Source organism: Lactobacillus sp. UMNPBX15, assembly GCF_002553785.1.
Taxonomy (GTDB): Bacteria; Bacillota; Bacilli; order Lactobacillales; family Lactobacillaceae; genus Lactobacillus; species Lactobacillus crispatus.
Genome location: NZ_PCYV01000019.1, coordinates 1 through 25,442, shown reverse-complemented (window position 1 = coordinate 25,442; position 25,442 = coordinate 1). Strand labels below are relative to the sequence as shown.

Below are 25,442 nucleotides of genomic sequence, written 5' to 3'. Positions count from 1 at the left end.
AACTATCACTCCTTTAAAACAGGTATAATTTGCGTTTTTGGATTAAAATGATGTTTTAATTCCTCAGGCAATGGGGTGTCGGTAATAAGGACATCGATCTGATTGAGGGGGACAGACATGTATGGCGAAGAGGATTGATTAGTAAATTTATATTTTTCGGCAACTAATACAACTTGATTAGCGCGACTAGCGGCGGTTTCGACAATTTTGGAATCAGCCATGCTTGGTGTATATACGCCGTCATCTCTGATTCGAGATCCACCAATAAATGCAGTATTGAAATGGATTTGACGCAATGTTTCTAATGCTGTTTCAGAATAAATGAAACGCTGCTTTTTGTTGATAACGCCGCCCAACAATCTGACTGATGGGATTTCTGTTGCTAATAAGCTTAATGCGTTGTCGATTGAATTCGTGACGATCTGCATGTCAATACCATTAAGCATTGGACAGAGCTGCTTTAACGTAGTTGATGAACCGATGAAATCACATTGACCTGGATGAACAAATCTCTTTGCTATTCTAGCCATTTTCATCTTAACCGGTGATTGTACTTGATTTCTTGCTAAAAAATCAGGTACGCTGTTGCAATTAATTTCCATCAAACCACCATGAACTCTAATTGCTTGACCAGTTTCAGTTAGATGAATTACATCTCGTCTTGCCGTATCAAATGATACATTGAAGTGAGCTGCAATCTGTCTAGTTGATAATTGGTGCTTTTTTTCAAGTAACTGTTTAATTTGTATTAATCTTTCTTCTTGGGTCATCTCATGCCCTCCATTTAGTAATCTAACATGAATGAATAATTTTGCACTGATTATGTCAGTATTTGATATTTGTTTATCTGTACTTATCAGTATTTAAGCAGCTAAATACTTATATCAAAGCATTAAAAGGTTGATATAGCAACAAAAAAGGGATGCAATTTTAAATTAAATACTTATTTTTTAAATTGGTAGGATCCAATTATAAAAATAGTTGAACTTTTTAGATAATTTGGTATGATATAAGTGTAAACAAAAGAACAAATGAACAAGAGCACTCTTAAATGCTCAAAGGAGAATAAGATGGCAGTTGATTATGACTCAAAAGACTATTTAAAGAGCGTTGATGCATATTGGCGCGCAGCCAACTACTTGTCAGTTGGTCAATTGTTCTTGATGAAGAATCCGCTTCTCAAGACTCCGTTGGTGGCAGAAGACGTTAAGCCTAAGCCAATTGGTCACTGGGGCACGATTGCACCACAAAACTTTATTTATGCTCACTTGAATCGTGTGCTTAAGAAGTATGACTTGAACATGTTTTATATTGAGGGTTCAGGTCACGGTGGTCAGGTAATGGTTTCTAACTCATATCTTGATGGTTCATATACTGAACGTTACCCAGAGATTACCCAGGACGAAAAGGGGATGGCTAAGCTATTCAAACGCTTCAGTTTCCCAGGCGGTGTTGCTTCTCACGCTGCTCCTGAAACTCCAGGTTCAATTCATGAAGGTGGGGAATTAGGCTACTCACTTTCACACGGTACTGGTGCTGTTTTGGATAATCCAGATGTTATTGCCGCTGTTGAAATTGGTGATGGTGAAGCTGAAACTGGTCCCTTAGCTGCTTCTTGGTTTAGTGACAAGTTCATTAACCCAATTAAAGATGGTGCAGTTCTGCCAATCTTGCAAATCAACGGCTTTAAGATTTCTAACCCAACCATTGTTTCTCGCATGAGCGATCAAGAATTAACCGAATACTTCCGCGGCATGGGCTGGGATCCTCACTTTGTTTCAGTCTTTAAGGGCGGCCGTTTTGATGGCGAAAAAGATCCAATGCAAGTTCATGAAGAAATGGCTAAGACCATGGATGAAGTCATTGAAGAAATCAAGGCTATTCAAAAGCATGCCCGTGAAAACAATGATGCTACCTTGCCACATTGGCCAATGATTATTTTCCAATGCCCTAAGGGCTGGACTGGTCCAAAGAAGGACTTGGATGGCAACCCAATTGAAAACAGCTTCCGTGCCCACCAAATTCCAATTCCAGTTGCTCAAGGCGATATGGAACACGCTGATATGCTTACTGATTGGCTGGAAAGCTACAAGCCGGAAGAATTATTTAACGAAGATGGTTCACCTAAGGAAATCGTGACTGAAAACACTGCTAAGGGTGACCATAGAATGGCCATGAACCCAATCACTAATGGTGGCCTTGATGCTAAGCGTTTGAACTTGCCAGACTACCGCAAATTTGCTTTGAAGTTTGACAAGCCAGGTTCAGTTGAAGCCCAAGACATGGTTGAATGGGCTAAGTACTTGGATGAAGTTGCTAAGCTCAACCCAACTACTTTCCGCGGTTTTGGCCCAGATGAATCCAAGTCAAACCGTTTGTTCCAATTGCTTGATAATCAAAAACGTCAATGGGAGCCAGAAGTTCATGAACCAAATGATGAAAACTTGGCTCCAAGCGGTCGAGTAATTGACTCACAATTGTCAGAGCACCAAGATGAGGGCTTCCTTGAAGGCTACGTTTTGACTGGCCGTCATGGGTTCTTCGCTACTTATGAAGCCTTTGGCCGAGTAGTTGACTCCATGCTCACGCAACACATGAAGTGGTTAAGAAAGGCTAAGGAACAATACTGGCGTCATGATTATCCATCACTTAACTTTGTCGCAACTTCAACTGTATTCCAACAAGACCACAATGGTTACACTCACCAAGATCCAGGTATCTTGACTCACTTGTATGAAAAGAACCGTCCAGATCTTGTTCATGAATACTTGCCATCAGACACTAATACGCTTTTGGCAGTGGGCAACAAGGCACTGCAAGACAGAGAATGCATCAATGTCTTGGTAACTTCTAAGCAGCCTCGTCCACAATGGTTCTCAATTGAAGAAGCCAAGAAGTTGGTAGACAAGGGCTTAAGCTACATTGACTGGGCTTCAACTGATAAGGGTGCTAAGCCGGATGTTGTCTTTGCTTCAACTGAAACTGAACCAACTATTGAAACTTTAGCCGCAATCGATATCTTGCACAAGAAGTTCCCAGATTTGAAGATTCGCTACATTAACGTAGTTGACGTCATGAAGCTCATGGATCCTAAGGACAACAAGAATGGTCTTTCAACTGAAGAATTTGACAGATTATTCCCTAAGGATGTGCCAGTAATCTTTGCATGGCATGGCTACAAGAGCATGATGGAATCCATTTGGTTTGCTCGCAAGCGCTACAATGTTCATATTCACTGCTATGAAGAAAATGGTGATATCACTACTCCATTTGATATGCGTGTCTTGAACCACCTTGATCGCTTCGATTTGGCTAAGGATGCGGTTGAAAGCATCGATAAGCTAAAGGGCAAGAATGCGGACTTCATCAGTCACATGGATGACTTGCTTGAAAAGCACCATCAATACATTCGTGACAATGGTAAGGATATGCCAGAAGTAACTGAATGGCAATGGTCGGGCTTGAAGTAAAATTAAAATAAGAATAAATTAGACCTATGCGAAAAGCGTAGGTCTTTTTTTGATAAAGAGGGAAAATATGAAAAGTGGGTTAGTACTTGAAGGTGGAGCAATGCGTGGGCTGTTTACAGCTGGCGTAATTGATGTGTTTTTAGAAAATGACATAACCTTTGATTTAGCAATTGGCGTTTCAGCCGGTGCTGCCTTTGGCGTAAACTTGAAGTCGGAGCAAAAGGGAAGAGTATTGCGCTACAACATGCGCTTTGCGGGGAAACCATATTATGCTAGTTGGAAGTCATGGCGGCGGTCAGGCAATTTGTATGCGGCTAACTTTTGTTACCATATTTTGCCTGATAAGTTGGATGTTTTTGATAAAGAAAAATTTATGACTAATCCAATGGACTTTTGGTGTGTTGCAACTGATGCTGCAACAGGTGAGTCGGTTTATCATCAATTACATGATGCAGGTTATGTTGACTTAGAGTGGATTAGAGCCTCGTCGTCGATTCCATTTTTTGCTCATCCAGTTGCAATTCATGGGCATTATTACTTTGATGGCGGTGTATCTGATTCAATTCCGTATGATTTTTTAGAGCAGCAAAACTGTGATAAAAAGGTAGTCATTGCTACACAGCCGAAGTCTTATCGCAAAAAGCAGAGTAAGCTCTATCCACTGGAAAAAGTAATTTTAAGGAAATACCCCGCAGTAGTAAAAAAATTGGCTACTAGAGCTGAGGATTATAATGCGGTGCTTGATCAGATGGTAAAAGATGAAGCTGCTGACCAAGCTTTTATTATTCGTCCACCGTTTCCGCTTGAAATTGGCACTTTAGAAACAGATAAAAAAGAGATGCGACGAGTGTATGAGGTCGGACGAGTTGAGGCGGAGAAAGTTTTGCCAGCTTTGCGTGAATATTTGAACAAATAATAAAACAAGTATCTAGGAAAGATTAATCACTTCTCAGATACTTGTTTTAGGTTGTTCATAAAAATTTCTCAAAAGCATTGCTGATGCCATCTTCGTCATTTGAAGTGGTAACATAATCAGCATGCTTTTTCGCTTCTTCGGAGCCATTACCCATGCAAACAGCTGTTCCAGCAAAGTCAAACATGGTAATATCATTTCTTTCGTCTCCAATTGCCATGACCTCTTCTGGAGTAATGCCAAGTTTTTCAGTTAATTCTTTTAATCCGGTTCCTTTATTAACATTAGGGTGAAGTAGCTCTAAGAAGCAATCGTCGGCACGAACAATATACAGCTCTTGCCCAAATTCTTGGCGAATTTTATCCTCCCATTGGTCTAACAACTTAGCTTTAGTGGCAAAACAACCTTTAGCAATTTCAAAATCACTAGGCAATTCATCTGGCTCTCTAATGTATAAAGTCGCACTATTTTCGTAAGCTTGAGTATAAACCATTAAATCAACATCATGATCTCCTGTAATTATTTTTGAATCAGGGGAAACAACGTTAAAAGGTAAATGATGCTCGTTAGCAAAAGCATACATTTTACGATAAAGTCGATTAGAAACTAGATCTTTAGTCATTATCTTGCCATCTGCTGTGCGGGTAATTGCGCCATTAAGAGTGATAGCATATTGATCAGGTCCAATAATTCCTAATTCGTCCATAAAATGTTTTAATCCTGCGATTGGCCGACCAGAACATAAAGCAACTTTTATTCCTTGGTCTAAAGCTGTTTTAACTGCCTTTTTTGTACTGGGCAAAATCTTACCTGTTGAATTAAGCAAGGTACCATCGGTATCAAGTGCAATAAATTTGATTGTCATAATAATTCCTCCTGTGCATTTAACTTACCGTTAATTATGCCAGACTTTGTGTTATTTCAGTAAGCAAAGTAGTTCATCTTGGAAAGGAAAAAGGTTTTATCACTTGTTTCGTTTCATGAAATGAAATATATTGCAGAGGATTTTATGTGTATAAATAGAGAATGTCTATAGCATATTTATTGACATGTTATTTTTGTATGTAAAGTAAATGATTAAACATAGGCGCGACAAGCAAAATAAAGGGGGGTATAAATATTGGTATATACATCATTGAAGGGCTGAAATAAATTTCATGAAATGAAATATCATCTTAACTTTATGAAACAATAAGTCATAGTTTTAAAAAGCGCTTACATTAGCTTAAAACTATGGTATAAATAAAAATGTAAGCTAGCTACTAAGATAGAGTTAAGTTCAGAATTTGATATCAACTGGACGTTTTATCTTAAAACATTTTTGAGGAGTAAATATTTGTGTGAAGCACAAATGGCAAAAGTCAATTGTATGAGCACCTTGCGGTTGACTTGATCTGATGAAATAAAGATGTAGATGCAGGTGTAGATGTAAGAATAAGTTATTGATTTAATTTTTTTCTTCAGAGGTAAACGATTATGATGCAGAAAATACAGCGGTTTGGGGCCGCTATGTTCGTCCCAGTTATGCTGTTCTCGTTTGCGGGTATTGTCGTAGCTTTAGGTAGTTTGTTCAATAACCCGACTCTGTTTGGTTCAATTGCCAACCCGGGAACTACATGGAACTCAGTTTGGGACACAATTTCAGCTGGTGGTTGGACAGTATTCAACCAAGAAGGTATTTTGTTTACTGTAGGTTTGCCAATCGGTTTAGCCAACAAGGCTAGAGGTAGAGCAGCCATGGAAGCAGTTATTGCTTACTTGACTTACAACTACTTCATCGGTGCAATGCTTACCCACTGGGGTGCAGCATTTGGTATTCCTAACTTTGACAAGATTCAAATTGTTGCTAACGCTACTAACCACGGTTTAACTAACATTGCTGGTATCAAGACTCTTGACACTAGTATCTTAGGTGCCTTGGTTGTTGCTTTGATTGTTGTATGGCTACACAACAAGTACTTTGACAAGAAGTTGCCAGACTGGCTTGGTACTTTCCAAGGTTCAACTTATGTCTACGCTTTAGCATTCTTCGTAATGATTCCTTTAGCACTCATTACCTGCTGGGGCTGGCCAAAAGTTCAAATGGGTATCACCAGCATGCAACACTTCATCGTAGATAGTGGATTTATCGGTGTTTGGATTTACCAATTCTTGAACCGTGTATTGATTCCTACTGGTCTTCACCACTTGGTATACATTCCATTCCAATTCGGTCCAGCCGTTGTTGCCGGCGGTTTGCAACCATACTGGTTGAAACACCTTGCTGAATACGCTGCAAGTACTAAACCACTTTCACAAATCGCTTCAGTTGAAGGATTCCAACTTTACGGTAACGAAAAGGTATTCTTAGTACCATTTATCTGTCTTGCCTTCTACGCAACTGCTAAGAAGAACAAGAAGAAGCAAACTTCAGCTTTGCTTATCCCAGCTGCTTTAACCTCAGTATTAGCTGGTATTACTGAACCTATCGACTTTACTTATTTGTTTGCTGCTCCAGTTCTTTGGGTAGTTTACTCAGTATTGTCAGCCACGATGAACACAGTTATGTGGGCCTTTGGTTTAAGAGGATTCATGTCAGATGGTGCGATCGGTATCGCTTCAATGAACTGGATTCCACTTTGGCAAAACCACTGGAAGACCTACGTCATGGAATTTATCGTTGGTATTATTTTCGGTATTATCACTTACTTCGTCTTCAAGATCATGATCGAGAAGTTCAACTACATTACTCCAGGTCGTGAAGCCGATGATCAAGATGTTCACCTTCTTTCAAAGAAAGAATACAAGGCTAAGAAAGCTGCAGAAGCTGCTGGTAAGGACGCTAATGACCCTTACATTGAAAGAGCAACTGCTTACCTTGAATTATTAGGTGGTCCTTCAAACATTACAGAATTGAGTTCATGTGCTACTAGATTACGTGTATCTGTTGCCGATCCAAATAAAGTTGCTTCAGATGCCGCATTTAAAGCAAACAAGGCTGTCAATGTCGTACACCACGGTAAGGCTATCCAAGTTATCGTAGGTTTGGACGTACCTCAAGTTCTTGATGAAATGAACACTTTAATGCAACAACAAGGTGGCGACGCTAAGGTATCAACTGAACAAGATAATCCTTATATTGAAAGAACTACTGGTATCGTTGACTTGCTTGGTGGTGACTCCAACATTCAAGATGTCATTGCTTGCTCAACTAGAGTAAGAACTCATGTCGTTGATCCTAAGAAGGTCGCTCCAGATTCAGAATTCAAGAAGATCGCAGATTCTTACGAAGTACAACATAAAGATAACAACGAGGTTGACATCGTTGTCGGATTGGATGCCGATCAAGTTGTTGATCAAATGAAACAATTGCTATAATCTGAAAGCGCTTGTGTTATCATTAATATATAAATTATATATTGATAAGGGCACAGGTATTATGGCAAATTTGAGATCAATGGTCTATGACAATAGTCATAAATTGAACGATTCTGAAAAACAGATAGTTCAATATGTTCTAAATAATCCGAGAGACTGTAGCAAATTAAGCTTAGCCAAATTAGCTAAAAAGCTTTATGTATCCGAATCCGCAATTTTCCGGTTATGTAAAAAGCTAGGACTAAGTGGCTACAGTGAGCTTAAATTTGATTTGGTTGAATTAGCCGAATCGAAGCAAAAACCAATCAAAATTGAAAATAATTTTGCGCGGGAACTTAGTAAAGTAAATTCAGACGTGTTGAAGTATTTCAAACAACGTGATTTCAATAGCTTGTATCGCGATTTAGATAATGCAGGGACAATTTACATTTACTCTACTGGTTGGCAACAAGAGTTAATCGCACAATATTTGGCTCATGAATTGTTTGTAGTTGGCAAGCATGCAACTGTTTTGCCATCAGCATTAGAGGAGTTAAAAGCTGCGGGACGCTTTGCTCAAAAAGGCGATGTTTTGTTTATTATCTCGTTTACGGGTGATAATAAAACGATCAATGAGGAAATCACTAAGTTGGAACTAGTGAATGATAAATTCAAATATGTTTCGTTCACTAACCTGAAGCAAAATAAATTAGCTTCATTAGTGCAGCACAACATTTATTTTCCAACGATTGCCTTTACTGATGATGCCGACTTTAAGAGCGGGAAGGTTGCCTTTACCCCAGCGTACTTCTTGATTGATTTGGTAATTAGTGAATATGTAGCTTGGCAACAGAGTCAAGGAGAGGATGTAGAGATCAATGTGGGCAATTAGTAAACGAAAAGTTGGCAACTTTATCGATCGAATAACCGAAAGCATGCACTTGGATACTAAGAAGATTTTGACTTGGTATTCATACGTACTTTTCATTGCTCCACTATTGTTTTGGGCGATGATTGCACTACGAAGCGGTGCTTCTGGTCAATCGATTCGGATGATGATTATGAAGCAGCCGATGATTGCGATTAGTACAATCGTTGCTATCGTTGACTTCATACTAGGCTACTATATGTTGTTAAACCACAAGCAGTTTTTAATCAATCGACAGACTTATCGCTTCTTGATGGGAAGTCAGATGATTGCTCAGCTCTTTGTTGGCAACTTGCTTTGCGTAGTATTAGCTATCTTAGGTTTTTATCGAGCAAAAGCTTTGAAGAAAACGCAAGATGGTGTTAGTCGAGTAATAATCGCAATTTCACTTACTGCAGCTGGTTTATTACTCGCAAGCTTTATGTTGATATTATTACTTGAATTTTAGAAATCCAGAGGTTATTAATTATGTTTAATTTCTTTAAGAAAAAGAATAAGGGTATTGAAGTAGATGCGGTAGTTGATGGCGACATTATGCCAATTACTGATGTAAAAGACGATGTCTTCTCAACTAAGATGTTAGGTGATGGCTATGCTATCAAGCCTAAGGATAATCATATCTATGCACCAGTTGATGGTAGTATTTCCACACTTTTCCCAACTAAACATGCTATTGGTATCACGAATGACCAAGGTATTGAGTTTTTGATTCACTTGGGTCTTGATACTGTTGAACTAAAAGGTGCTCCGTTTACAGTGAATGTTAGTCAAGGCGATAAAGTTAAGAAAGGTCAACCCTTAGCCACAATGGATTTCCAAATGATTACAGACAAGGGATACGATGACAGCTGCATCGTTGTCTACACCAACATGGACCTGATTAAGTCAGTTACTCCGATTGAAAAAGGCAGTGTTGAACATTCCCAAAAAGTACAAACTATCGAACTTAAATAGTCAACTTTCCCCTCTCTCATGTAAAAATTTAACGACTATTTCTCTAGTTTTCGGCTTAGCTTCTACGTTGAAGCTAAGCTTTTTCTGTTAGAATGTTAATTAAGAAAGAAGGTCATTTATGAAAAGATATCGACCGAACACTAAGGCAGTCATTGTGGGTATAGTTTTGATGTTAATTGGTATAGCATGCTGGGTAATTAAGGCATCATTTATTCCTAAGGGAGCAGACTTCTTGTTTCCGATTGGCTTACTTGTGATTTGTCTTGGTGGATTAACTTTAACCATTACTGCGTTTATTGCTATGCGAAAAAATGATCTTGCAATGAGTGCTTATTTAAAAAAACAGGCAGCAGAAAAGAAAAAGCAAGAAAAGAGCAATAATTAAGCTTTTTAACAGTTTTTTACTATAATAAAATATAGATTGTTATTATATAAGCAAAAAGGAATTGAGGAAAAATGAATTTTAAGGATGTTTATGAAAAGGAACATGTAACGCGGAAGTTTACTAATAGAAAATTACAAGAAAAAACAATTGCTGGAATCGTTAAAATGGCACAGCAATCACCTTCATTGCTTAATTCTCAGCCATGGCGTACATATGTTTTGATGGGGGATGCTTTAAGCAAGTTTAAGGCTGCTTCAGCTAAAAAGATTGATGATAAAGAAGCTGCACATGAAGATTTTGCTTCAATGCTATCACTAGACTGGGATACTTATCCAAGTCGTAATATGGCTACGATGGGTGCATCCCAAAGTTTCTTTTTCAGAAATAAGCTTCAATTATTTAATGATGCGAATAAAACAATGTTCAATGCACCAGCAATTATCTTTTTAACGGTTCCGAAGAAATCTCCAGCTTGGTCCGTTTTTGACTTAGGAATTTTTGCACAAAGTATCATGCTTTTAGCCATTAACCGTGGCTTAGGTGTGATGCCAGCTCATTCAATGGTTTCATACCCAGAATTGGTTAGAGAATATGCCCAAATTCCAGATGATGAAGCTGTCGGAATGGCAATTGCAGTTGGCTATATCGACAAGAATGCTGAAATTAATGATCCTAAATTTATTCCAAAGCGTGTACCGTTTAATGAAATTTACAAGGTGGTCGAATAAATTACAAAAACCGTTATCCCTTGTGTAAAACTGCACTATTTTAGGCAAGAAATGGTAAAATAGGTTTTAGTAATATATTTGTAAAAAAAGGTGATAATACTTTGAGTCCAGCTCAAATAGTAACTAATTTAGTTGCAACATTATTAATATTTATCGTTGCATCATTCTTTGTTGCTGCGGAATTTGCGTTAGTTCAAACTAGACCAAGTCAGCTCGAAGATATGCTTGCTAAGGGTCAAGGAAATAAGAAAAAGTTGCGTCGTGCTTTGCATATGACGCACAACTTGAATGAGTATTTGTCAACTACTCAGGTTGGTACCACTTTGGTTGGTGTAGTCTTGGGTTGGTTCTCGGCTGATACATTCGCAAGCATCTTGGAAGATCTTTTCCATTTGACGCCAATGAATGAATCACTCATCAAGTCAGTTAGTGCAATCTTAGGCGTAGTTTTATTAACTTATTTGGAAGTTGTCTTAACTGAAGTTGTGCCTAAGAATATTGCGATTGACAAGCCAGTACCGATGATGATGGGGATCGTTACGCCACTTCATATTTTCCATACGATTGTTTATCCATTCGTTTGGCTATTAAATACTAGCTCCAATGGAATCTTAAAATTGATGGGCTTTACTCCAGCTGATGAAGAAAATGAAGTTTATTCACAATCTGAAATCATCAAGTTGTCGCGTAATGCGGTTCATGGTGGTTCGCTTGATAAAGAAGACTTAACTTATATGGAAAGAGCCTTCGAATTAAACGATAAGGTTGCTAAGGACATCATGACTGACAGAACAAGATTGTCAGTACTTGATTCAACTGATACAATTGCCTATGCCTTGAAAAAATACTTGGAAGAAGGCTACAGTCGTTTTCCAGTTGTGCGTGATAATGATAAAGATGACGTTGTGGGTTATGTTTATGCGTACGACATTGTGCAACAAAGCCAAATTGATGGCAACGTACCAGTAACAAGAATTATTAGAACTATTATCACGGTACCTGAATCAATGCCAATTCAAGATATCTTGCACTTGATGATTTCTAAGCACACACCAATTGTCTTAGTAGTTGACGAATATGGTGGTACTAGTGGGATCGTTACTGATAAGGATATTTATGAAGAGCTTTTCGGTTCTGTTAAGGATGAAATTGATGATGTTTCAGATGATTACATTATCAAGGACAAGGATGGTCAAGTTCATGTTTCAGGTAAGACGACTTTATATGACTTTGAGCGTTTCTTCCATACAGATCTGAAGGCCTTTCAAGATAGCGATATTATTACCATTGGTGGTTACATGATGGAACATTATCCTAACTTGAAAAAGGGTGAATCAATTGAACTTGAAGGATATAAGTTTACCTTAGACAGTATCGAACAAGGCTTTATGCGCTGGTTTATCGTTGAACCGATTAAGGATAAAGATCAAAAAGGCGATCAATCAAAGGATGAAAATTAGAAATTATTCAGAGGAAGCGTTGAAAATGACGCTTTTTTTGTTTAAAGATGTTATAATTCTTTTTATTAGGAATAATATATGTAAATTGAATTGAAGGGTAGATTAAATGGCAAAAGGCGACAATATTGACCAAATTATAGATCACAAATTATTCACAGAAGATGACATTCATGAGATGTGCGTCCGTTTAGGTAAGCAATTAACTGAGGACTATGCTGGTAAAAAGCCGGTAGTTGTTGGGGCTTTGAAGGGTGCAATTTACTTCTTGACTGACTTAACTCGACAAATGGACGTAGCACATCAACTGGATTTTCTCGATGTTTCTAGTTATGGTGATGGCTTTGAGTCAACTGGTAAGGTCAAGATAGTATCAGATTTGGTAACTGACGTGAAGGATCGCGATGTTTTAATTGTCGAAGATATCGTTGATACGGGTTTAACTTTGAAATTCATGAAAGAACACATTATGGCACGTGGCGCTAAGAGCGTTAAGTGTTGTGCAATGCTAAATAAGGAAGCCAGAAGAACTACCGATGTTGAATTAGAATATTATGGTTCAAAGGTTGGCAATGAATTCGTAGTGGGTTATGGTTTGGACTTTTTAAATATGTATCGTAACCTTCCTTATGTTGGGGTATTGAAGCCAGAAGTTATTCAACATTACGCTAATAAATAAGGATGAAAATTAGATAAAGAATCAAGCGAGTGAGAATGATCACTCGCTTTTATTTACTGCTTTTGATAAAAAAATTCTATTAAAATATCAAATTAAATTTATTTTTTAGATTTAATATTGTGGTTATAATGTAGGCGGTTTAGTAAAAAGAACAAGTAAAGGAGTAGTTTTTATGACCAAACAAAATATTAAAGCTCAAGCAGATGGTCGCAATGGTCAAATTGATTTTGAGATTGATTTAGAAAACAATAAAATTAGCGATGTCAAAGTAACCAAGAATTCGGAAACTCCTGCAATTTTTAATCAAGCTTTTGGTAAATTAAAGAAAAATATTATTGATAATCAAAGTTTTGACGTGGACGCTGTTTCTGGGGCATCATTGATGACTCAAGCAATGCTAGATTCTGGTAAAAAAGCATTAGCTGAAAATAACATTGCTCTTGACGGAAAAAAGCCAGAAGTCGTACATGAAGAAAGGCAACTAAATGTTGATGTTGCTGTAATTGGCTCCGGTATGGCCGGGTTAATGGCGGCAAGTCGTGCTCTTTCGATGGGTAAAAAAGTAGTTGTACTTGAAAAAAATGGCTATTTAGGTGGAGCAACTATTTTAAATGGCTCAAATGTTGTAGGAACTGGCTCTAAAGTTTCTGCAGAATTATTTGGTGAAACGGCAAAGAAGGATTCGCCAAATAGACTAGTTCAAGATATTACTCGTGAATGCCGCGGTACCAATTATCCAATGTTGTCAAAGTTATTAGCTAACAATATTGGTAGGGCCGTAGACTTTATTACTGAATTTGCAAATTTGACTTATCAAAAAGCGGAAACCCAAACAGTTGAACATAGTGTAAATCGTCAAATTGAAATGCCTAGTGAAAGCTCATATGAATTAGTGACTAAGGTGGCTGAGGCATTTGAAAAAAAAGGCGGACAAATTATCTTAGATGCCCGTGTTGAAAAGTTGAATAAAGATAAGGCTGGCAAACTGGTATCTTTAACCGCTGAAGGCAAGCACCAGACAATTAATGTCAATTTCAAGTCACTTGTTTTAGCTGCTGGTGGTTGGGGTGCACGTGATTATCAGGCTCATAAGACTGATATTCCATATTATGGTCCAATGACTTCAACCGGTGATTATTTTGATTTTGCCAAAAATATGAATTTGGTTACTCGTAACTTAGACTGGTATAAGGTATATCCACATGGATTGGAAGTTGAACCTGAACCTGGTATTGCTAAGCTAACAACTTATTCAACTAAAGAAGCGACCGATATGGGGGCTATTTTTGTTAATACTGATGGCAAGAGAATAGTTAACGAATCTGCACCTTATACGCATTTTAGGGATGCGATTGCCGAACAAAATGGTAAGGTAGCTTACATTGTCATGGATCAAAGAACCTGGGACCGTTTCTATGAATTAATGCTTAAGTATGGCTTTACCAAAGAAGAAGTTCAATCATTCTTTGATTTGGATGGCGAGAAGAGTCCAGTTCTGGTCAAAGGCGACTTGAAGACCGTGGCAGAAAAAGCAGGTATTGATTATCAAACGCTGAAGGAAACTGTTGATAACTATACTGAAGATGTTAAAGCAGATTATGATCCTGAGTTTGGTAGAGACAAGAAGTTTATGCATGAGTTCGAAGGCGATACATATTATGTAATTGAACAAAAACTTCTGTTCTGCACAACTTTGGGTGGATATGAAACTACTGATCAAATGCAGCTTCTTGACAATGATATGAATCCCGTAAGTAACTTCTATGCTGCAGGAGAAATTGTTGGTGGTGCTAATGGTCATGATTCAATGCCAAGTATGATGAATTCTTGGAGCTATGCTTCTGGTTTTGTTGCAGGTACGACTGCTGCGGATAATACCAATTATAATTATTCTACTGTTTCAAATGAACAAGAAGCAGATGCTGTATCAGGCGCCTCTGAAGCTTAATTTAAATACTGAAACTTGAAAGCACCAAAATCAAGCTCAAGTCCTGTCACTATTGAGCTTTTCTAGACGTAATTAGTTTTTATATGATCTGTTTCAGTGCAATTTGTATGAATCGTGGCAGTTGGTTAATAAAGTCATTGATTACTTCATCTATCTTTTCAAAACTATTCTGTTTAAGCTCTTTTAATTCTGAAATTAAGTAGACCAATGCATCTACGAATCTAATATCAGGTAAGGATTCGTTCATTAGATAGAATAAATCTCCGATTGTCCTATCATCTGTATTTTGTCTTTCCTGCCAGGCCAATAGATCATAAGTTATTACTGTAACTGCGATATAGCCACATTATCCATCATAGCTTTGAACTTGAGATTTATCTAAAGCAAGATATTGCTTAGACGTCTTAAAATATGTTTCAATTTGCCATCTACGACCATAGAGCTGGATGATTTCTTCAGGTCTAAGCTTTGTCTGAGTAGTAGCTAAAACCGAATGCTTGTTCTTGTTTCTACGGTTGGAGACAAAGACGAGCTTTAATAAAAAGCTATGTCCATGATATTGAGCCTCAACTATGCTTGAATAAAGATAATGTTTCTTTTTACGGATGTTTGAAGCAGCCAATGAGCCGAGCTGCAATCAAGCATAATAGTTTTTGCCAGTTGATTCTTCCATCGTTAAGTACATTGCGAGCAGTTCTAGCGGAAAAACGCTTGTCACTCTTAGCTCTGAATAAGGAAAGCCGAGCAAAGTGTACTGACATCAACCAAGAGATGATCATGGTTAATGAAACGGTAGATTTACGCTTAAAGTTGACTTGTTTAGTTAACTTAGCTAGACTGATTAGTTTGATAAATGAAGAAATTAAGGATTTAGTATCGTTTTCTGTGTCGATTTGTTCTATACTGTTCATTGCGTAGGATTTTCAGGTTGACATTTAAAGTATAACGCAGAGAGATCCTGCGTTTTTATTTTTGATAAGAAAAAGCCAAGAGGCGCGGGGAAGGAGCGTTAATCTTAGCTTTCAAGTTTCAGTTTATTAATTAAAGCATGCAATTAAAAAGTTTAATGTGGATAACTATTTGCATTAAGCTTTTTTATTTGGAGAACGAAACATAGTTATTTCATAACAATTTTGTTATGAAAGTATAGTGAAATTGATATTTGATACATCAACAGATGACGCACTAATATTAACTTGTGGATAAAGTTAAACTTATTAGAGGTGTAAGCAATGAAGTCAGGAAAATATCAAGTAAAAGCTAAAGGTCATGGTTCCGAATCAATGCCAATGGAAGTTGACATTGATGGCGATAAAGTTACTTCAATCAAAGTAGATTCATCAGGTGAAACTAAGGGAGTAGCCGATGAAGTATTTAGACGTTTGCCTAAAACAATTGTGGAAAATCAAACTTTAAACGTTGATGCGGTCAGTGGCGCGACTATTTCCAGTCATGGTGTGATTGATGGCGTAGCCGAAGCAATTGATGAAGCAGGCGGCGATTCAACCGAATGGAAAAACCGTGAAAAGCCCGCTGCTACAAAGGTAGAAGATGAAGAAATTACTGTTGATGTAGCTGTAGTTGGTGCAGGTGGCGCTGGTCTAGCAGCTGCAGTTCGCTCAATTCAACATGGTGAAAGGGTGGCTGTTCTTGAAAAGTATCCACAGATCGGTGGTAATACTAGCCGTGCTGGTGGTCCAATGAATGCGGCTGAACCAGAATGGCAAAGTAAATTTAAGGCTCTTCCTGGTGAAAAACAGACTTTAGAAGACTTGGCTAATACGCCAATTGAACAAATTGATTTAGAATACCGCTTTGATTTTGAAAGATTACAAAGACAAATCAAAGAATATATTGATTCTGGTACAGATTATTTATTTGATTCGACTTTACTCCATGAAATTCAAACTTATTTAGGTGGTAAAAGGACGGATTTAAAAGATAACGAAATTCATGGTAAATATGCTTTGGTACATGAATTGGTAACGAATGCTTTGAATTCTGTTAAATGGCTCCAAGATTTAGGTGTTAAATTTGATAATTCTCAAGTTACAGAACCAGTTGGTGGTCTGTGGCGTAGAGGCCATAAGCCAGTAGAACCATTAGGTTATGCATTCATTCATGTTTTGGGTGATTGGATAAGAGAGCATGGTGTCGACCCATATCTTGAAACTCGTGTTGAAAAACTAATTATTGAAAATGGCAAAGTACGCGGTGTAATTGCGACACGCGCTGATGGTAGTACTTTGACTGTGCATGCTAAGGCAGTAATTTTAACGGCAGGTGGCTTTGGTGCCAATACTAAGATGGTTCAAAAATACAATACCTATTGGCCAAACATTGCAGACGATAGTACAACAACTAATTCACCTGCAATTACTGGCGATGGGATTAACTTAGGTCTTGAAGCTGGTGCAGACTTATTCGGTATGGGCTTTATCCAATTAATGCCAGTAGCTGATCCAAAGACCGGTGAGCTTTTCACTGGTGTTGTAACTCCGCCTGCTAACTATATTATGGTTAACAAAAAGGGTAAGAGGTTTGTTAATGAATTTGCGGAACGGGATGTTTTGGCTAAGGCAGTTATCGAAAATGGTGGTTTGATTTATCAAATTGCGGACGATAAGATTAAGGACACTGCTTACAATACAACCCAAGAGTCACTTGATGCGCAAGTTAAGGCTGGAACCTTGTTTAGAGCTGATACGCTTGAAGATTTGGCAAAACAAATTGGAATGAATCCAGCAGTTTTGGTTAAAACTATCCAGGATTATAATTCTTACGTTGATCGTGGCGAGGATCCAGACTTCCATAAGAATGTATTAGGCCTCAAATGTGAAGTTGCACCATTCTATGCTACTCCGAGAAAGCCTGCTATTCACCACACTATGGGCGGCTTAGTAATTGATACTAAGGCACATGTTTTGAATAAAGATGGTCAAATTATTGATGGTCTATATTCTGCTGGTGAAAATGCTGGTGGCATTCATGCTGGTAATCGTTTGGGTGGTAACTCCTTGGCAGATATTTTCACTTTTGGTCGAATTGCTGCCAATACTGCCTATGAAGATCATCAAGAAAATGATGCAACTAGCGGTGCTTCACAACATTAATAAATATATTTACTTAAACAAAAAGTCGCCCAAAATCGGCGGCTTTTTTCGTTAATTATTTTTCTTTTGCATGTAATAGTAAGTTGGCAGTCCTAACAATGTTAAACCAATACCAATAATTGAAAGAACAAATTGATTGATAATTGTTGAGACAACGATGAAGATACCACCGATCACGGAAATAATTGGAATGATCGGATACCATGGAACCTTAAATGGACGTTTTAATTCTGGCTCACGCTTTCTCAAAATTATTACGGCAACTGACAACATTGTGTTGAAAGTCCACATAACGAAGACTAGCATGTCAGTTAAAACAGTAAAATTACCTAGTAGAATCATGACAATTGCAATAGCATCAACAATAAACGCGCCAACTACTGGAACACCGGTATGGATATTAGCCTTGCCAATTTTATTGGAGAATGGCAATAAATTGTCTTGAGCCAAGATATAAGGCGTACGCATCCCTGTCAGCATGAATGCGTTAACCGCACCGTAAACAGAAATTAAAATTCCCACAGTGACTAGTTTTCCACCAAACTGACCAAACAATTTCATTGAAGCTTGAAACGCGGCATTATTGTTATTAGTTAATTGATCAATAGGTAAAACGGTCATGAAAGTATAATTGATTAAAACATAAATCAATGTAATTGCTGAAAGACCTAAAATAATTGCCCGTGAAAGGTCTTTTTCTGGATTTTTGACTTCGTTAGCCAAATTAGTCACTACAATCCAGCCTTCGAAGGCGAATAACGCAGAAAGTAACCCTTGACTAATGGCGGTTGGAAATGAATGTCCAGTGCCGACTGTTAACGGAATAATTGGTGCAGGTATTTTGGCAGGATTAAATAATCCCCAAATAATAATTAAAGCAATTGGAATGATTTTTAGGATAGTGATGACCGACTGCATTTTGCTAGAAAATTTAGTTCCGATTAGATTAATTCCTAAGAGAAAAAGCACTAGCAAGATAGCTATTAGGTTAGAATACCTCGCCTTAATTCCAAATAAGGAGACAAACTGAACGCCAAAAATTGAGCTTAAGGCACCAATTTGAGCTGGAAAATAAACAATCATTTGTGCCCAGCCAAAAAGAAAACCCCACACGCGGCCGTAAGTGTAATCAAGATACTTAATGGCACCATTAATTTTTAAGCTGGCGGCAATTTCTGAAATGGTCAAACCTGATGCAATTGAAATGATCCCAGCTAAAATCCATACAAACAGGGTCATTGAAGTGCTGCCAGTTTGTGCAGTAATTGTTCCGATCTTGAAAAATACGCCAGCTCCGATGACAGAACCGACTACGGTAGCCAATGCTTGGCCGAATGAGATTTGTCGTTTCATATTTATTTGTTGCCTTTCGTTTACATTATTTAAATTTTAGCACATCGACTGGAAATGTTTGTATTGATAGGCTTTTCGGTTAAAATAATTAAGGGAGGAATTTAGCCGATGAAAAGATTTCAGCATAAGTATACTTTGCCAGCGATTTTGACTTTATTAATTCTGGCGATTGCATTTCTTTTGATTGGCTTTTTCAATTTTAAGCGGCAAACAACTTTACCGCCAGATGCTAATTCAAGTGCGATTGGGATTGAGTTAAATCAAGATATTGACTATGTTGATTTACATAAATTGCAATCTAATGGCGTTTCCTTTATATATTTGAAAGCAACCCAAGGCAGATCATATTTTGATGAAAACTATCTGTCTTATCGTGACCAAATTTTAGGAACGAACTTGGCATTTGGTAGTGAGATTTCCTATAGCAATGAATCGACTCCGATGCAGCATTACCGCTACTTTTTTAAGCAAGTAGGACAAAATACGGGCTCGCTGCCAATTCTAATTGTACCGGCAGTGACTACTCGTTCAGCGAGATATTTGCGGTCAATGGGGCAGTTTGCGGCTTTATTGCAAGCAGCTGGCAAAAGAGTCATGGTGAAAGTTGATCATAAATATCAACATTACTTTAATCCGCAAACGTTATTGATGTCATCAGACAGTAAGGCACCGAATAAATTAAAGTATTCATTTTGGTGCTACACTACTAACGGACGCGTAAGGAATGTTTCAGGCTTAGAAAGCCAGGTAACGATGTACGCGTATAACGGGACCGTTGGTCAATATAAGCAAAAGTATGGGCAATTAACACAGTAATAATGTATCAAGAAAAAATCAAACAAGTTTTAATTAGAGAACACAAGGACCAGCCAACTTTAATTCAAAAAGAAAGCTATGATGCCATTCGCAATGGCGCGAGCCTGGTTGGATTGGCTAAGACAGGTACGGGTAAGACATTGGCTTATGCACTTCCTAGTTTGGAAAAAGCACAGCCAGGTAATGCTAACAGCGTGGTAATTATTGCGCCAACGACTGAATTAGCTGTACAAATTCGTCATGCAATTAATCCTTACATCCACGCTTTAGGATTAAAAGGCGTCAGCTTGGTTGGTGCTGGCAATAGAAAGAGACAAGAAGACAATCTGAAGAAAAAGCATCCTGAAGTGGTCGTAGCTACACCAGGCCGTTTTTTTGACTTCTTCTCAAGTGGTCGAATTAAAGTAAACCAGATCAAGACTTTGATTATTGATGAAGCCGATGATATTTTAGAATTTACTAAAATGGAATTGTTATCAGCATTAGGGCAAAATCTGGGTCCAGACAGTCAAATCTTATTATTTGGAGCAACAGATTCTGAGATTACACGGGATGCGGAGCAAGTTTTTAACCGTCATTTCTTGTTAGTAGATGTCAGAAATGAACAAGCTTCAGCGACTAAACATTATTTTTTGCAAGTAGACAATCAACACAAGATTGAATTTTTGCAGCGAATGACTAAGTTGGATCACTTTAAGGGAATTTTGTTCTTTGATTCAAATAAAACGATGATGCGCTTTGCTGGTATTTTTGGGCATACTAAGACTAAGTTCGAATTATTAGCTAATGAATTTGGTAAAGAACGCCGTGAAAAAGCCTTAAATGACCTAGCTACTGGTAAGACGAAATTGCTGCTGGCAACGGATTTGGCTGCGCGTGGGTTGGACATTCCAGGCCTTACCTATGTGATTAATTTTGATATTCCGAGCGAGACTAATACTTACATGCACCGGGCAGGAAGAACAGGTCGAATGAACGCTGAAGGTTATGTGGTTACCTTAGGCGATGATCACGATTTTCGTGATTTGAAGAAATTATTGGCAGATCAATTACAAATAGAGCGTGTCTACTTTGCAGGCTATCATTTAACAACTGAAAAGCCTAAACTCAAGAAGGAAAAGAAGCAGGCTAAAGAGCAGCCCATTAAGACTTCGACTAAGAAAAATAAAACTAAAAAACGCAAGAAACGTAATAAGAACAAGGGATATCATCCACATTACTTGAAAGGAAAGAAATGATTCGTTTAGTTAGATGGCTAGAGGACTATGTTTTGCCGCTAGCTAGTAGATGGGGTCAGATAAGATGGCTAGTTGCTTTACGGGATGCATTTGTCTCATTAATGCCAATTACAATGGCAGGATCATTAGCAGTTTTAATTAAGAGCTTAATTGAAGCAGCTCATGATCATCTAGGCTGGTATGCCTTTGCTTTTGCGATGCAGCCATTGGTAGCAATCAGTAATTTAGTTTGGCGAGGGACATTTTCATTATTTGCCTTTTTCTTAGCATTGGCTTTAGGCTATCAACTAGCAAAAGCTTTTGAAGGAAATAGACTTGCTGCTTCAATTGTGGCATTATCTTCTTTTGCACTAAGCATTGCCAATATAGCTAAGATTAAATTTCATGGTGATAATGTTACACTGCATAATGCATTTGACATTAGTCAGTTCTCAACTACTGGCCTCTTTACTGCTATTTTGTTTGGCTCATTAGGCTTTTTTATTTATTATGCTTGCTATAAAGCAAGGATTATGTTGCATGTGACATCGAACTTGCCCCATGCTGAACAAGCTGCTTTTGATTCTTTATTACCTGCAATGATTGCAATATTTGGTGTAGGCGGAATTAATTATTTGTTCCAAATTCTTACCGGTAAATATTTTGGAAATTGGTTGCTTACCACAATTCAAACTCCATTAGTAAAGTGGGGACAAGGCTTTGGTACGGTAATTGTCATTACTTTATTAGTGCAGTTATTTTGGTTTTTTGGAATTAATGGTATAGGGGTTCTATCACCAATTTTGGATTCAATTTGGATGACTGCTCAAAATGATAACATCACAGCGATTAGTAATGGAAATATTCCACCATATGTATGGGTACGTGGCTCATTTGATGTCTTTGCCTGGTTTGGCGGTGCTGGTGGAACCTTAATGCTAATTGTGGCGATTTTAATGTTTTCTAAACGCAGTGATTATCGCACAATTGCCAAAATCTCACTAGCTCCAGGAATTTTTAACATTGGCGAACCAATTCTCTTGGGCCTGCCTGTAGTGCTAAATCCAGTGTATCTAATTCCATTTGTATTAGCGCCACTAGTTAATGTTGCCTTTTCTTATTGGGTTAGCATTATGGGATTGGTTAATCCAGTTCAAGTGGCAGTACCTAGCATCATGCCACCAGTTATTGGCCCATTTCTGGCTTGCAATTATGATTGGCGTGCAATTGTTTTAAGCATTTTAAATATGATTGTTGCTTTGCTAATTTGGATGCCTTTTGTTAAAGCAGCTGATAAGATTGCTGATACCAACCATCCGAAAACATTTTTTAATCCACAATTCTAAAAAAAGGTTAACTATTACCACTTTTTTTGGTAAAGTTAATCTTAGGTTTGACCCCGTAGTTCATCTGGATAGAACAATGGTCTCCTAAACCGTAGAGGTGAGTTCGAATCTCACCGGGGTCATAGAAAAAAGCCTGCAAGTATTTAACTTGCAGGCTTTTTACATGCTTTGGTTATCCAAAAGATATCTTTATTATCCTAAGGGTTGAAGCATAATTGCAGTAATTAAGCCCCAAACTAGGAAAACACAGATTAGTGCAGTATAAAGTAAATATTTTCTAGTTTTAGCGGGTCTGTTTTTGTCCATACCAAAAACAAGGCAAAACGTTCCAATCAAAATAATTAAACCAGTTGTAATTAATAATAGTAATGATGAATTCATGCATCGACCAACTTTCAATTTAATACTTCCATTAAAACACAGAAAGCGGGTGCAAGATAGTCTAAAATCAGGTATAGTAAAATAGTTAAGCGGAGGAATTTTTTAATGAGGAAAATTAAGGTAATGACTGTTTTTGGAACGCGTCCAGAGGCAATCAAGATGGCACCACTTGTTTTGAAACTAAAAAAAGATGATCGTTTTGAAGAAGTAACGGTCGTTAGCGCACAACACCGCGAAATGTTGGACCAAGTACTAGATATTTTTAAAATTAAACCGGATTATGACTTTAATATTATGCACCAAAATCAAACTCTAGAAGAAATTACTTCTAAAGTGATGATTGATTTATCTAAGGTGATCAAAGAAGAGAAACCAGATATTGTCTTGGTTCACGGCGATACGACGACTAGTTTTGCGGCTTCTTTAGCTACTTTTTATCAGCAAACTACATTGGGACATGTGGAGGCAGGTCTGAGAACTTGGAATAAGTATTCACCATATCCTGAAGAAATGAATCGGCAGATGACTGATGATTTAGCCGATTTATATTTTGCACCGACCGAATTGAGTAAGGCTAATTTACTGAAGGAAAATCACCATTCTGATTTTATTTTCGTTACTGGAAATACGGCAATCGATGCTTTAGCACAGACTGTACAACAAGATTATCATCATGAGGTAATGGACGCAATTACTCCTGGTAATAAGGTGATTTTGGTTACTATGCACCGTCGAGAAAATCAAGGTGAGCCAATGCGCCGAGTATTTAAAGTAATGCGACAAGTAATTGATTCGCATCCTGATGTAGAAATTATTTATCCAGTTCACTTATCTCCACGAGTACAAAAAGTGGCTAATGAAGTGCTTGGTGGTGATCCAAGGATTCATTTGATTGAGCCGCTTGATGTAGTAGATTTCCATAACTTAGCTAAACGTTCATACTTTATCATGACTGATTCAGGTGGCGTACAAGAAGAAGCTCCTAGTTTAGGTAAACCAGTTTTGGTTTTACGTGATACGACGGAACGTCCTGAAGGCGTAAAGGCCGGTACCTTGAAGTTAGTTGGAACTGAAGTCGACAAGGTGCGTGAAGAAATGCTAGCTTTGTTAGAAAACAAAAACGAATATGATCGGATGGCGAATGCCAAAAATCCATATGGAGATGGACATGCAGCTGATCGAATTATGGATGATATTTATTATTACTTTAATCAAGATAGTGAAAGTAAACCAAAAGATTTTGAGTAAAAAAATAAAGAGACAGTTTTAATTTTTGCTGTCTCTTTTATTTTTTTGTTCTTGAATGCGCATTTTTGCACGTTCAATCATAGTATGTTCTTGCTTTTGAAAGACTGATCTAGTAGTTAAGTAATTGAATACACCGACTAAAATTTGGTCGATAATTTTGACTAGTAATGCGTTTAAATGCAGCCAGGATAAGCCGACTAACATAATTAATGTATCAGGGATTAAACTGATGACGCGATAAGTGAAAAAGACGATTAGTTTATGCCACGTGCTGTGTTCATGATCGACATTATTGATAAAAACAGCCTTTTGGTTAAACCAGAAAGATGCCAGGTTGGAGACGATGAAGGCGATGGTGTTAGAAATTACCATCACATTATGCCACCATGAGTGTAAGACCATGAAGACTAAGGTATTGATTAATGCAGCGACAAAGCCGAAAACCATGTAAACCCAAAGATTACGGTGTCGCTTGATTAATTTTTGACCTAGACGGCGTATTTGTGCCTGATCAACAGCTGTGACGTCTTTTTTGTTATTAGCCATTTAACTTATCGGCCATTTCCTTTGCAGCTTGATCGATTGCAGCGACTGCATCATCATCTGGCGCATTTTCAATTGTTACGGGTTTAGTAATTTCAGTTGCGCCGCAATCCTTGAATGCTTTTTCATAGTCAAAAACATTTTCACAAAAGTGTTCACCGTAGGTCTTATCGCCAGAACCCATCACAGCAAAATGTTTGCCTGTTAGATCCAAGTCTTTTAACTCCCCATAAAAGTCTGCCAATTCATCAGTCATTACGCCTTCACCATAGGTGTAGGTGATAAAAATGCAAAGATCACTATCTAAGTAGTCATTGGCATCAGTGAAGCCGACATCACTTGTTTCAACGTCAAAGCCATAATCTTGAAGATCTTCTTCTAAAATATCAGCCATGTCTTCATCGTTACCAGTCATGCTGGCATAAACAATTCTTGCTTTCATGATTTTTCATACCTTTCACTGCATTATACGACATCTTATTATACATGAAACTATTGCAAAAACGTTTAGTTTTAGCAAACTTTAAAAATATTTCAGGTATTTCTAGAGTTTTGTTTTAATTCTACAAAAACTAAGTGTATAATTTTTTGCGGTAAGTTGAATAAATAATTAAAAAGCTCAAGTCC

22 protein-coding genes, 1 tRNA gene and 1 pseudogene are annotated in these 25,442 nt (G+C 37.7%); 17 read left to right on the top strand and 7 right to left on the bottom strand.

Features of this window, described 5'->3' with window-relative positions:
* Positions 1-5: 5 nt before the first annotated feature.
* Complete coding sequence (locus CP366_RS05925) at positions 6-770, bottom strand: DeoR/GlpR family DNA-binding transcription regulator (RefSeq protein WP_061204522.1); 765 nt, start codon at positions 768-770, stop codon at positions 6-8.
* Between the two features lie 300 nt (positions 771-1,070).
* On the opposite strand from CP366_RS05925, the gene CP366_RS05920 reads away from it, so the two are divergent.
* Entirely contained in the window at positions 1,071-3,470 is a 2,400-nt protein-coding gene (locus CP366_RS05920; RefSeq protein ID WP_089147852.1) for a phosphoketolase family protein, read from the top strand.
* A 67-nt stretch (positions 3,471-3,537) separates the two neighbouring features.
* Positions 3,538-4,386, top strand: coding sequence for a patatin family protein (locus CP366_RS05915; RefSeq protein ID WP_089147853.1), 849 nt, complete (start codon positions 3,538-3,540; stop codon positions 4,384-4,386).
* A 55-nt stretch (positions 4,387-4,441) separates the two neighbouring features.
* On the opposite strand, the gene CP366_RS05910 is transcribed toward CP366_RS05915, so the two are convergent.
* Positions 4,442-5,248 (bottom strand): Cof-type HAD-IIB family hydrolase, encoded by an 807-nt coding sequence (locus tag CP366_RS05910; RefSeq protein WP_057726555.1) that lies wholly within the window; start codon positions 5,246-5,248, stop codon positions 4,442-4,444.
* A 611-nt stretch (positions 5,249-5,859) separates the two neighbouring features.
* On the opposite strand from CP366_RS05910, the gene CP366_RS05905 reads away from it, so the two are divergent.
* The 9 genes from CP366_RS05905 (at position 5,860) to CP366_RS05865 (ending at position 14,798) form a co-directional block, all read left to right on the top strand.
* Entirely contained in the window at positions 5,860-7,740 is a 1,881-nt protein-coding gene (locus tag CP366_RS05905) for an alpha-glucoside-specific PTS transporter subunit IIBC (RefSeq protein WP_089147854.1), read from the top strand.
* A gap of 61 nt (positions 7,741-7,801) precedes the next feature.
* Positions 7,802-8,611 carry a MurR/RpiR family transcriptional regulator gene (locus CP366_RS05900; protein WP_005718549.1) on the top strand — a complete coding sequence of 270 codons (810 nt, stop codon included), beginning with the start codon at positions 7,802-7,804 and terminating at the stop codon, positions 8,609-8,611.
* Positions 8,598-9,095 (top strand): hypothetical protein, encoded by a 498-nt coding sequence (locus tag CP366_RS05895; RefSeq protein WP_013086011.1) that lies wholly within the window; start codon positions 8,598-8,600, stop codon positions 9,093-9,095. Before CP366_RS05900 ends, CP366_RS05895 begins: the two co-directional genes overlap by 14 nt.
* Before the next feature lie 20 nt (positions 9,096-9,115).
* A complete protein-coding gene (locus CP366_RS05890; protein WP_005718553.1) occupies positions 9,116-9,601 on the top strand; it encodes a PTS glucose transporter subunit IIA in 486 nt (161 codons plus the stop codon).
* Positions 9,602-9,719: 118 nt separating this feature from the next.
* Complete coding sequence (locus tag CP366_RS05885) at positions 9,720-9,986, top strand: hypothetical protein (RefSeq protein ID WP_005718555.1); 267 nt, start codon at positions 9,720-9,722, stop codon at positions 9,984-9,986.
* Between the two features lie 71 nt (positions 9,987-10,057).
* Positions 10,058-10,714: a nitroreductase gene (locus CP366_RS05880; protein WP_089147855.1), complete on the top strand. Its 657-nt coding sequence runs from the start codon at positions 10,058-10,060 to the stop codon at positions 10,712-10,714.
* A 101-nt stretch (positions 10,715-10,815) separates the two neighbouring features.
* On the top strand, positions 10,816-12,174 hold the full coding sequence (locus tag CP366_RS05875; protein ID WP_089147856.1) for a hemolysin family protein: 1,359 nt from the start codon (positions 10,816-10,818) through the stop codon (positions 12,172-12,174).
* Positions 12,175-12,280: 106 nt separating this feature from the next.
* Positions 12,281-12,850 (top strand): hypoxanthine phosphoribosyltransferase, encoded by a 570-nt coding sequence (gene hpt, locus CP366_RS05870; protein ID WP_005718562.1) that lies wholly within the window; start codon positions 12,281-12,283, stop codon positions 12,848-12,850.
* Positions 12,851-13,022: 172 nt separating this feature from the next.
* Positions 13,023-14,798 carry an FAD-dependent oxidoreductase gene (locus CP366_RS05865; RefSeq protein ID WP_089147857.1) on the top strand — a complete coding sequence of 592 codons (1,776 nt, stop codon included), beginning with the start codon at positions 13,023-13,025 and terminating at the stop codon, positions 14,796-14,798.
* A 79-nt stretch (positions 14,799-14,877) separates the two neighbouring features.
* Here CP366_RS05865 and CP366_RS05860 read toward each other — a convergent pair.
* Positions 14,878-15,709 (bottom strand): annotated as a pseudogene (locus CP366_RS05860) (transposase).
* 321 nt (positions 15,710-16,030) lie between these two features.
* Here CP366_RS05860 and CP366_RS05855 point away from each other — a divergent pair.
* Positions 16,031-17,911, top strand: coding sequence for a flavocytochrome c (locus CP366_RS05855; protein WP_089147858.1), 1,881 nt, complete (start codon positions 16,031-16,033; stop codon positions 17,909-17,911).
* 51 nt (positions 17,912-17,962) lie between these two features.
* Here the strand turns inward: CP366_RS05855 and CP366_RS05850 are convergent, their stop codons facing one another.
* Positions 17,963-19,264: an APC family permease gene (locus CP366_RS05850; protein WP_005718570.1), complete on the bottom strand. Its 1,302-nt coding sequence runs from the start codon at positions 19,262-19,264 to the stop codon at positions 17,963-17,965.
* A gap of 108 nt (positions 19,265-19,372) precedes the next feature.
* Between CP366_RS05850 and CP366_RS05845 the strand changes: the two genes are divergently transcribed.
* The 4 genes from CP366_RS05845 to CP366_RS05830 all read left to right on the top strand — a co-directional run bounded on the left by CP366_RS05845 (position 19,373) and on the right by CP366_RS05830 (position 22,765).
* Positions 19,373-20,080: a GH25 family lysozyme gene (locus tag CP366_RS05845; RefSeq protein ID WP_089147859.1), complete on the top strand. Its 708-nt coding sequence runs from the start codon at positions 19,373-19,375 to the stop codon at positions 20,078-20,080.
* A 2-nt stretch (positions 20,081-20,082) separates the two neighbouring features.
* Complete coding sequence (locus tag CP366_RS05840) at positions 20,083-21,318, top strand: DEAD/DEAH box helicase (protein WP_005718576.1); 1,236 nt, start codon at positions 20,083-20,085, stop codon at positions 21,316-21,318.
* On the top strand, positions 21,315-22,643 hold the full coding sequence (locus tag CP366_RS05835; protein WP_065988994.1) for a PTS sugar transporter subunit IIC: 1,329 nt from the start codon (positions 21,315-21,317) through the stop codon (positions 22,641-22,643). The genes CP366_RS05840 and CP366_RS05835 overlap by 4 nt, the downstream gene beginning before the upstream one ends.
* 49 nt (positions 22,644-22,692) lie before the next feature.
* A tRNA-Arg gene (locus CP366_RS05830) sits at positions 22,693-22,765 on the top strand.
* Positions 22,766-22,835: 70 nt separating this feature from the next.
* Here CP366_RS05830 and CP366_RS05825 read toward each other — a convergent pair.
* Positions 22,836-23,024: a hypothetical protein gene (locus CP366_RS05825; RefSeq protein WP_005724266.1), complete on the bottom strand. Its 189-nt coding sequence runs from the start codon at positions 23,022-23,024 to the stop codon at positions 22,836-22,838.
* Between the two features lie 105 nt (positions 23,025-23,129).
* Between CP366_RS05825 and wecB the strand changes: the two genes are divergently transcribed.
* Positions 23,130-24,272 (top strand): non-hydrolyzing UDP-N-acetylglucosamine 2-epimerase, encoded by a 1,143-nt coding sequence (wecB, locus tag CP366_RS05820; protein WP_005724265.1) that lies wholly within the window; start codon positions 23,130-23,132, stop codon positions 24,270-24,272.
* A gap of 18 nt (positions 24,273-24,290) precedes the next feature.
* Here wecB and CP366_RS05815 read toward each other — a convergent pair whose 3' ends face one another.
* Both CP366_RS05815 and CP366_RS05810 read right to left on the bottom strand, forming a co-directional pair.
* Entirely contained in the window at positions 24,291-24,818 is a 528-nt protein-coding gene (locus CP366_RS05815) for a GtrA family protein (protein WP_005718582.1), read from the bottom strand.
* Positions 24,811-25,257 carry a flavodoxin domain-containing protein gene (locus CP366_RS05810; RefSeq protein WP_005718584.1) on the bottom strand — a complete coding sequence of 149 codons (447 nt, stop codon included), beginning with the start codon at positions 25,255-25,257 and terminating at the stop codon, positions 24,811-24,813. Before CP366_RS05810 ends, CP366_RS05815 begins: the two co-directional genes overlap by 8 nt.
* Positions 25,258-25,442 lie beyond the last annotated feature (185 nt).

Bases quoted from the DNA above. Each gene is read 5' to 3' on its own strand.
- CP366_RS05855 (WP_089147858.1), top strand. From the start codon at position 16,031: ATGAAGTCAGGAAAATATCAAGTAAAAGCTAAAGGTCATGGTTCCGAA.
- CP366_RS05845 (WP_089147859.1), top strand. From the start codon at position 19,373: ATGAAAAGATTTCAGCATAAGTATACTTTGCCAGCGATTTTGACTTTA.
- CP366_RS05910 (WP_057726555.1), bottom strand. From the start codon at position 5,248: ATGACAATCAAATTTATTGCACTTGATACCGATGGTACCTTGCTTAAT.
- CP366_RS05890 (WP_005718553.1), top strand. From the start codon at position 9,116: ATGTTTAATTTCTTTAAGAAAAAGAATAAGGGTATTGAAGTAGATGCG.
- CP366_RS05915 (WP_089147853.1), top strand. From the start codon at position 3,538: ATGAAAAGTGGGTTAGTACTTGAAGGTGGAGCAATGCGTGGGCTGTTT.
- CP366_RS05900 (WP_005718549.1), top strand. From the start codon at position 7,802: ATGGCAAATTTGAGATCAATGGTCTATGACAATAGTCATAAATTGAAC.
- CP366_RS05885 (WP_005718555.1), top strand. From the start codon at position 9,720: ATGAAAAGATATCGACCGAACACTAAGGCAGTCATTGTGGGTATAGTT.
- CP366_RS05880 (WP_089147855.1), top strand. From the start codon at position 10,058: ATGAATTTTAAGGATGTTTATGAAAAGGAACATGTAACGCGGAAGTTT.
- CP366_RS05905 (WP_089147854.1), top strand. From the start codon at position 5,860: ATGATGCAGAAAATACAGCGGTTTGGGGCCGCTATGTTCGTCCCAGTT.
- CP366_RS05920 (WP_089147852.1), top strand. From the start codon at position 1,071: ATGGCAGTTGATTATGACTCAAAAGACTATTTAAAGAGCGTTGATGCA.
- CP366_RS05810 (WP_005718584.1), bottom strand. From the start codon at position 25,257: ATGAAAGCAAGAATTGTTTATGCCAGCATGACTGGTAACGATGAAGAC.
- wecB (WP_005724265.1), top strand. From the start codon at position 23,130: ATGAGGAAAATTAAGGTAATGACTGTTTTTGGAACGCGTCCAGAGGCA.
- CP366_RS05840 (WP_005718576.1), top strand. From the start codon at position 20,083: ATGTATCAAGAAAAAATCAAACAAGTTTTAATTAGAGAACACAAGGAC.
- CP366_RS05815 (WP_005718582.1), bottom strand. From the start codon at position 24,818: ATGGCTAATAACAAAAAAGACGTCACAGCTGTTGATCAGGCACAAATA.
- CP366_RS05850 (WP_005718570.1), bottom strand. From the start codon at position 19,264: ATGAAACGACAAATCTCATTCGGCCAAGCATTGGCTACCGTAGTCGGT.
- CP366_RS05925 (WP_061204522.1), bottom strand. From the start codon at position 770: ATGACCCAAGAAGAAAGATTAATACAAATTAAACAGTTACTTGAAAAA.
- CP366_RS05895 (WP_013086011.1), top strand. From the start codon at position 8,598: ATGTGGGCAATTAGTAAACGAAAAGTTGGCAACTTTATCGATCGAATA.
- hpt (WP_005718562.1), top strand. From the start codon at position 12,281: ATGGCAAAAGGCGACAATATTGACCAAATTATAGATCACAAATTATTC.
- CP366_RS05865 (WP_089147857.1), top strand. From the start codon at position 13,023: ATGACCAAACAAAATATTAAAGCTCAAGCAGATGGTCGCAATGGTCAA.
- CP366_RS05825 (WP_005724266.1), bottom strand. From the start codon at position 23,024: ATGAATTCATCATTACTATTATTAATTACAACTGGTTTAATTATTTTG.
- CP366_RS05835 (WP_065988994.1), top strand. From the start codon at position 21,315: ATGATTCGTTTAGTTAGATGGCTAGAGGACTATGTTTTGCCGCTAGCT.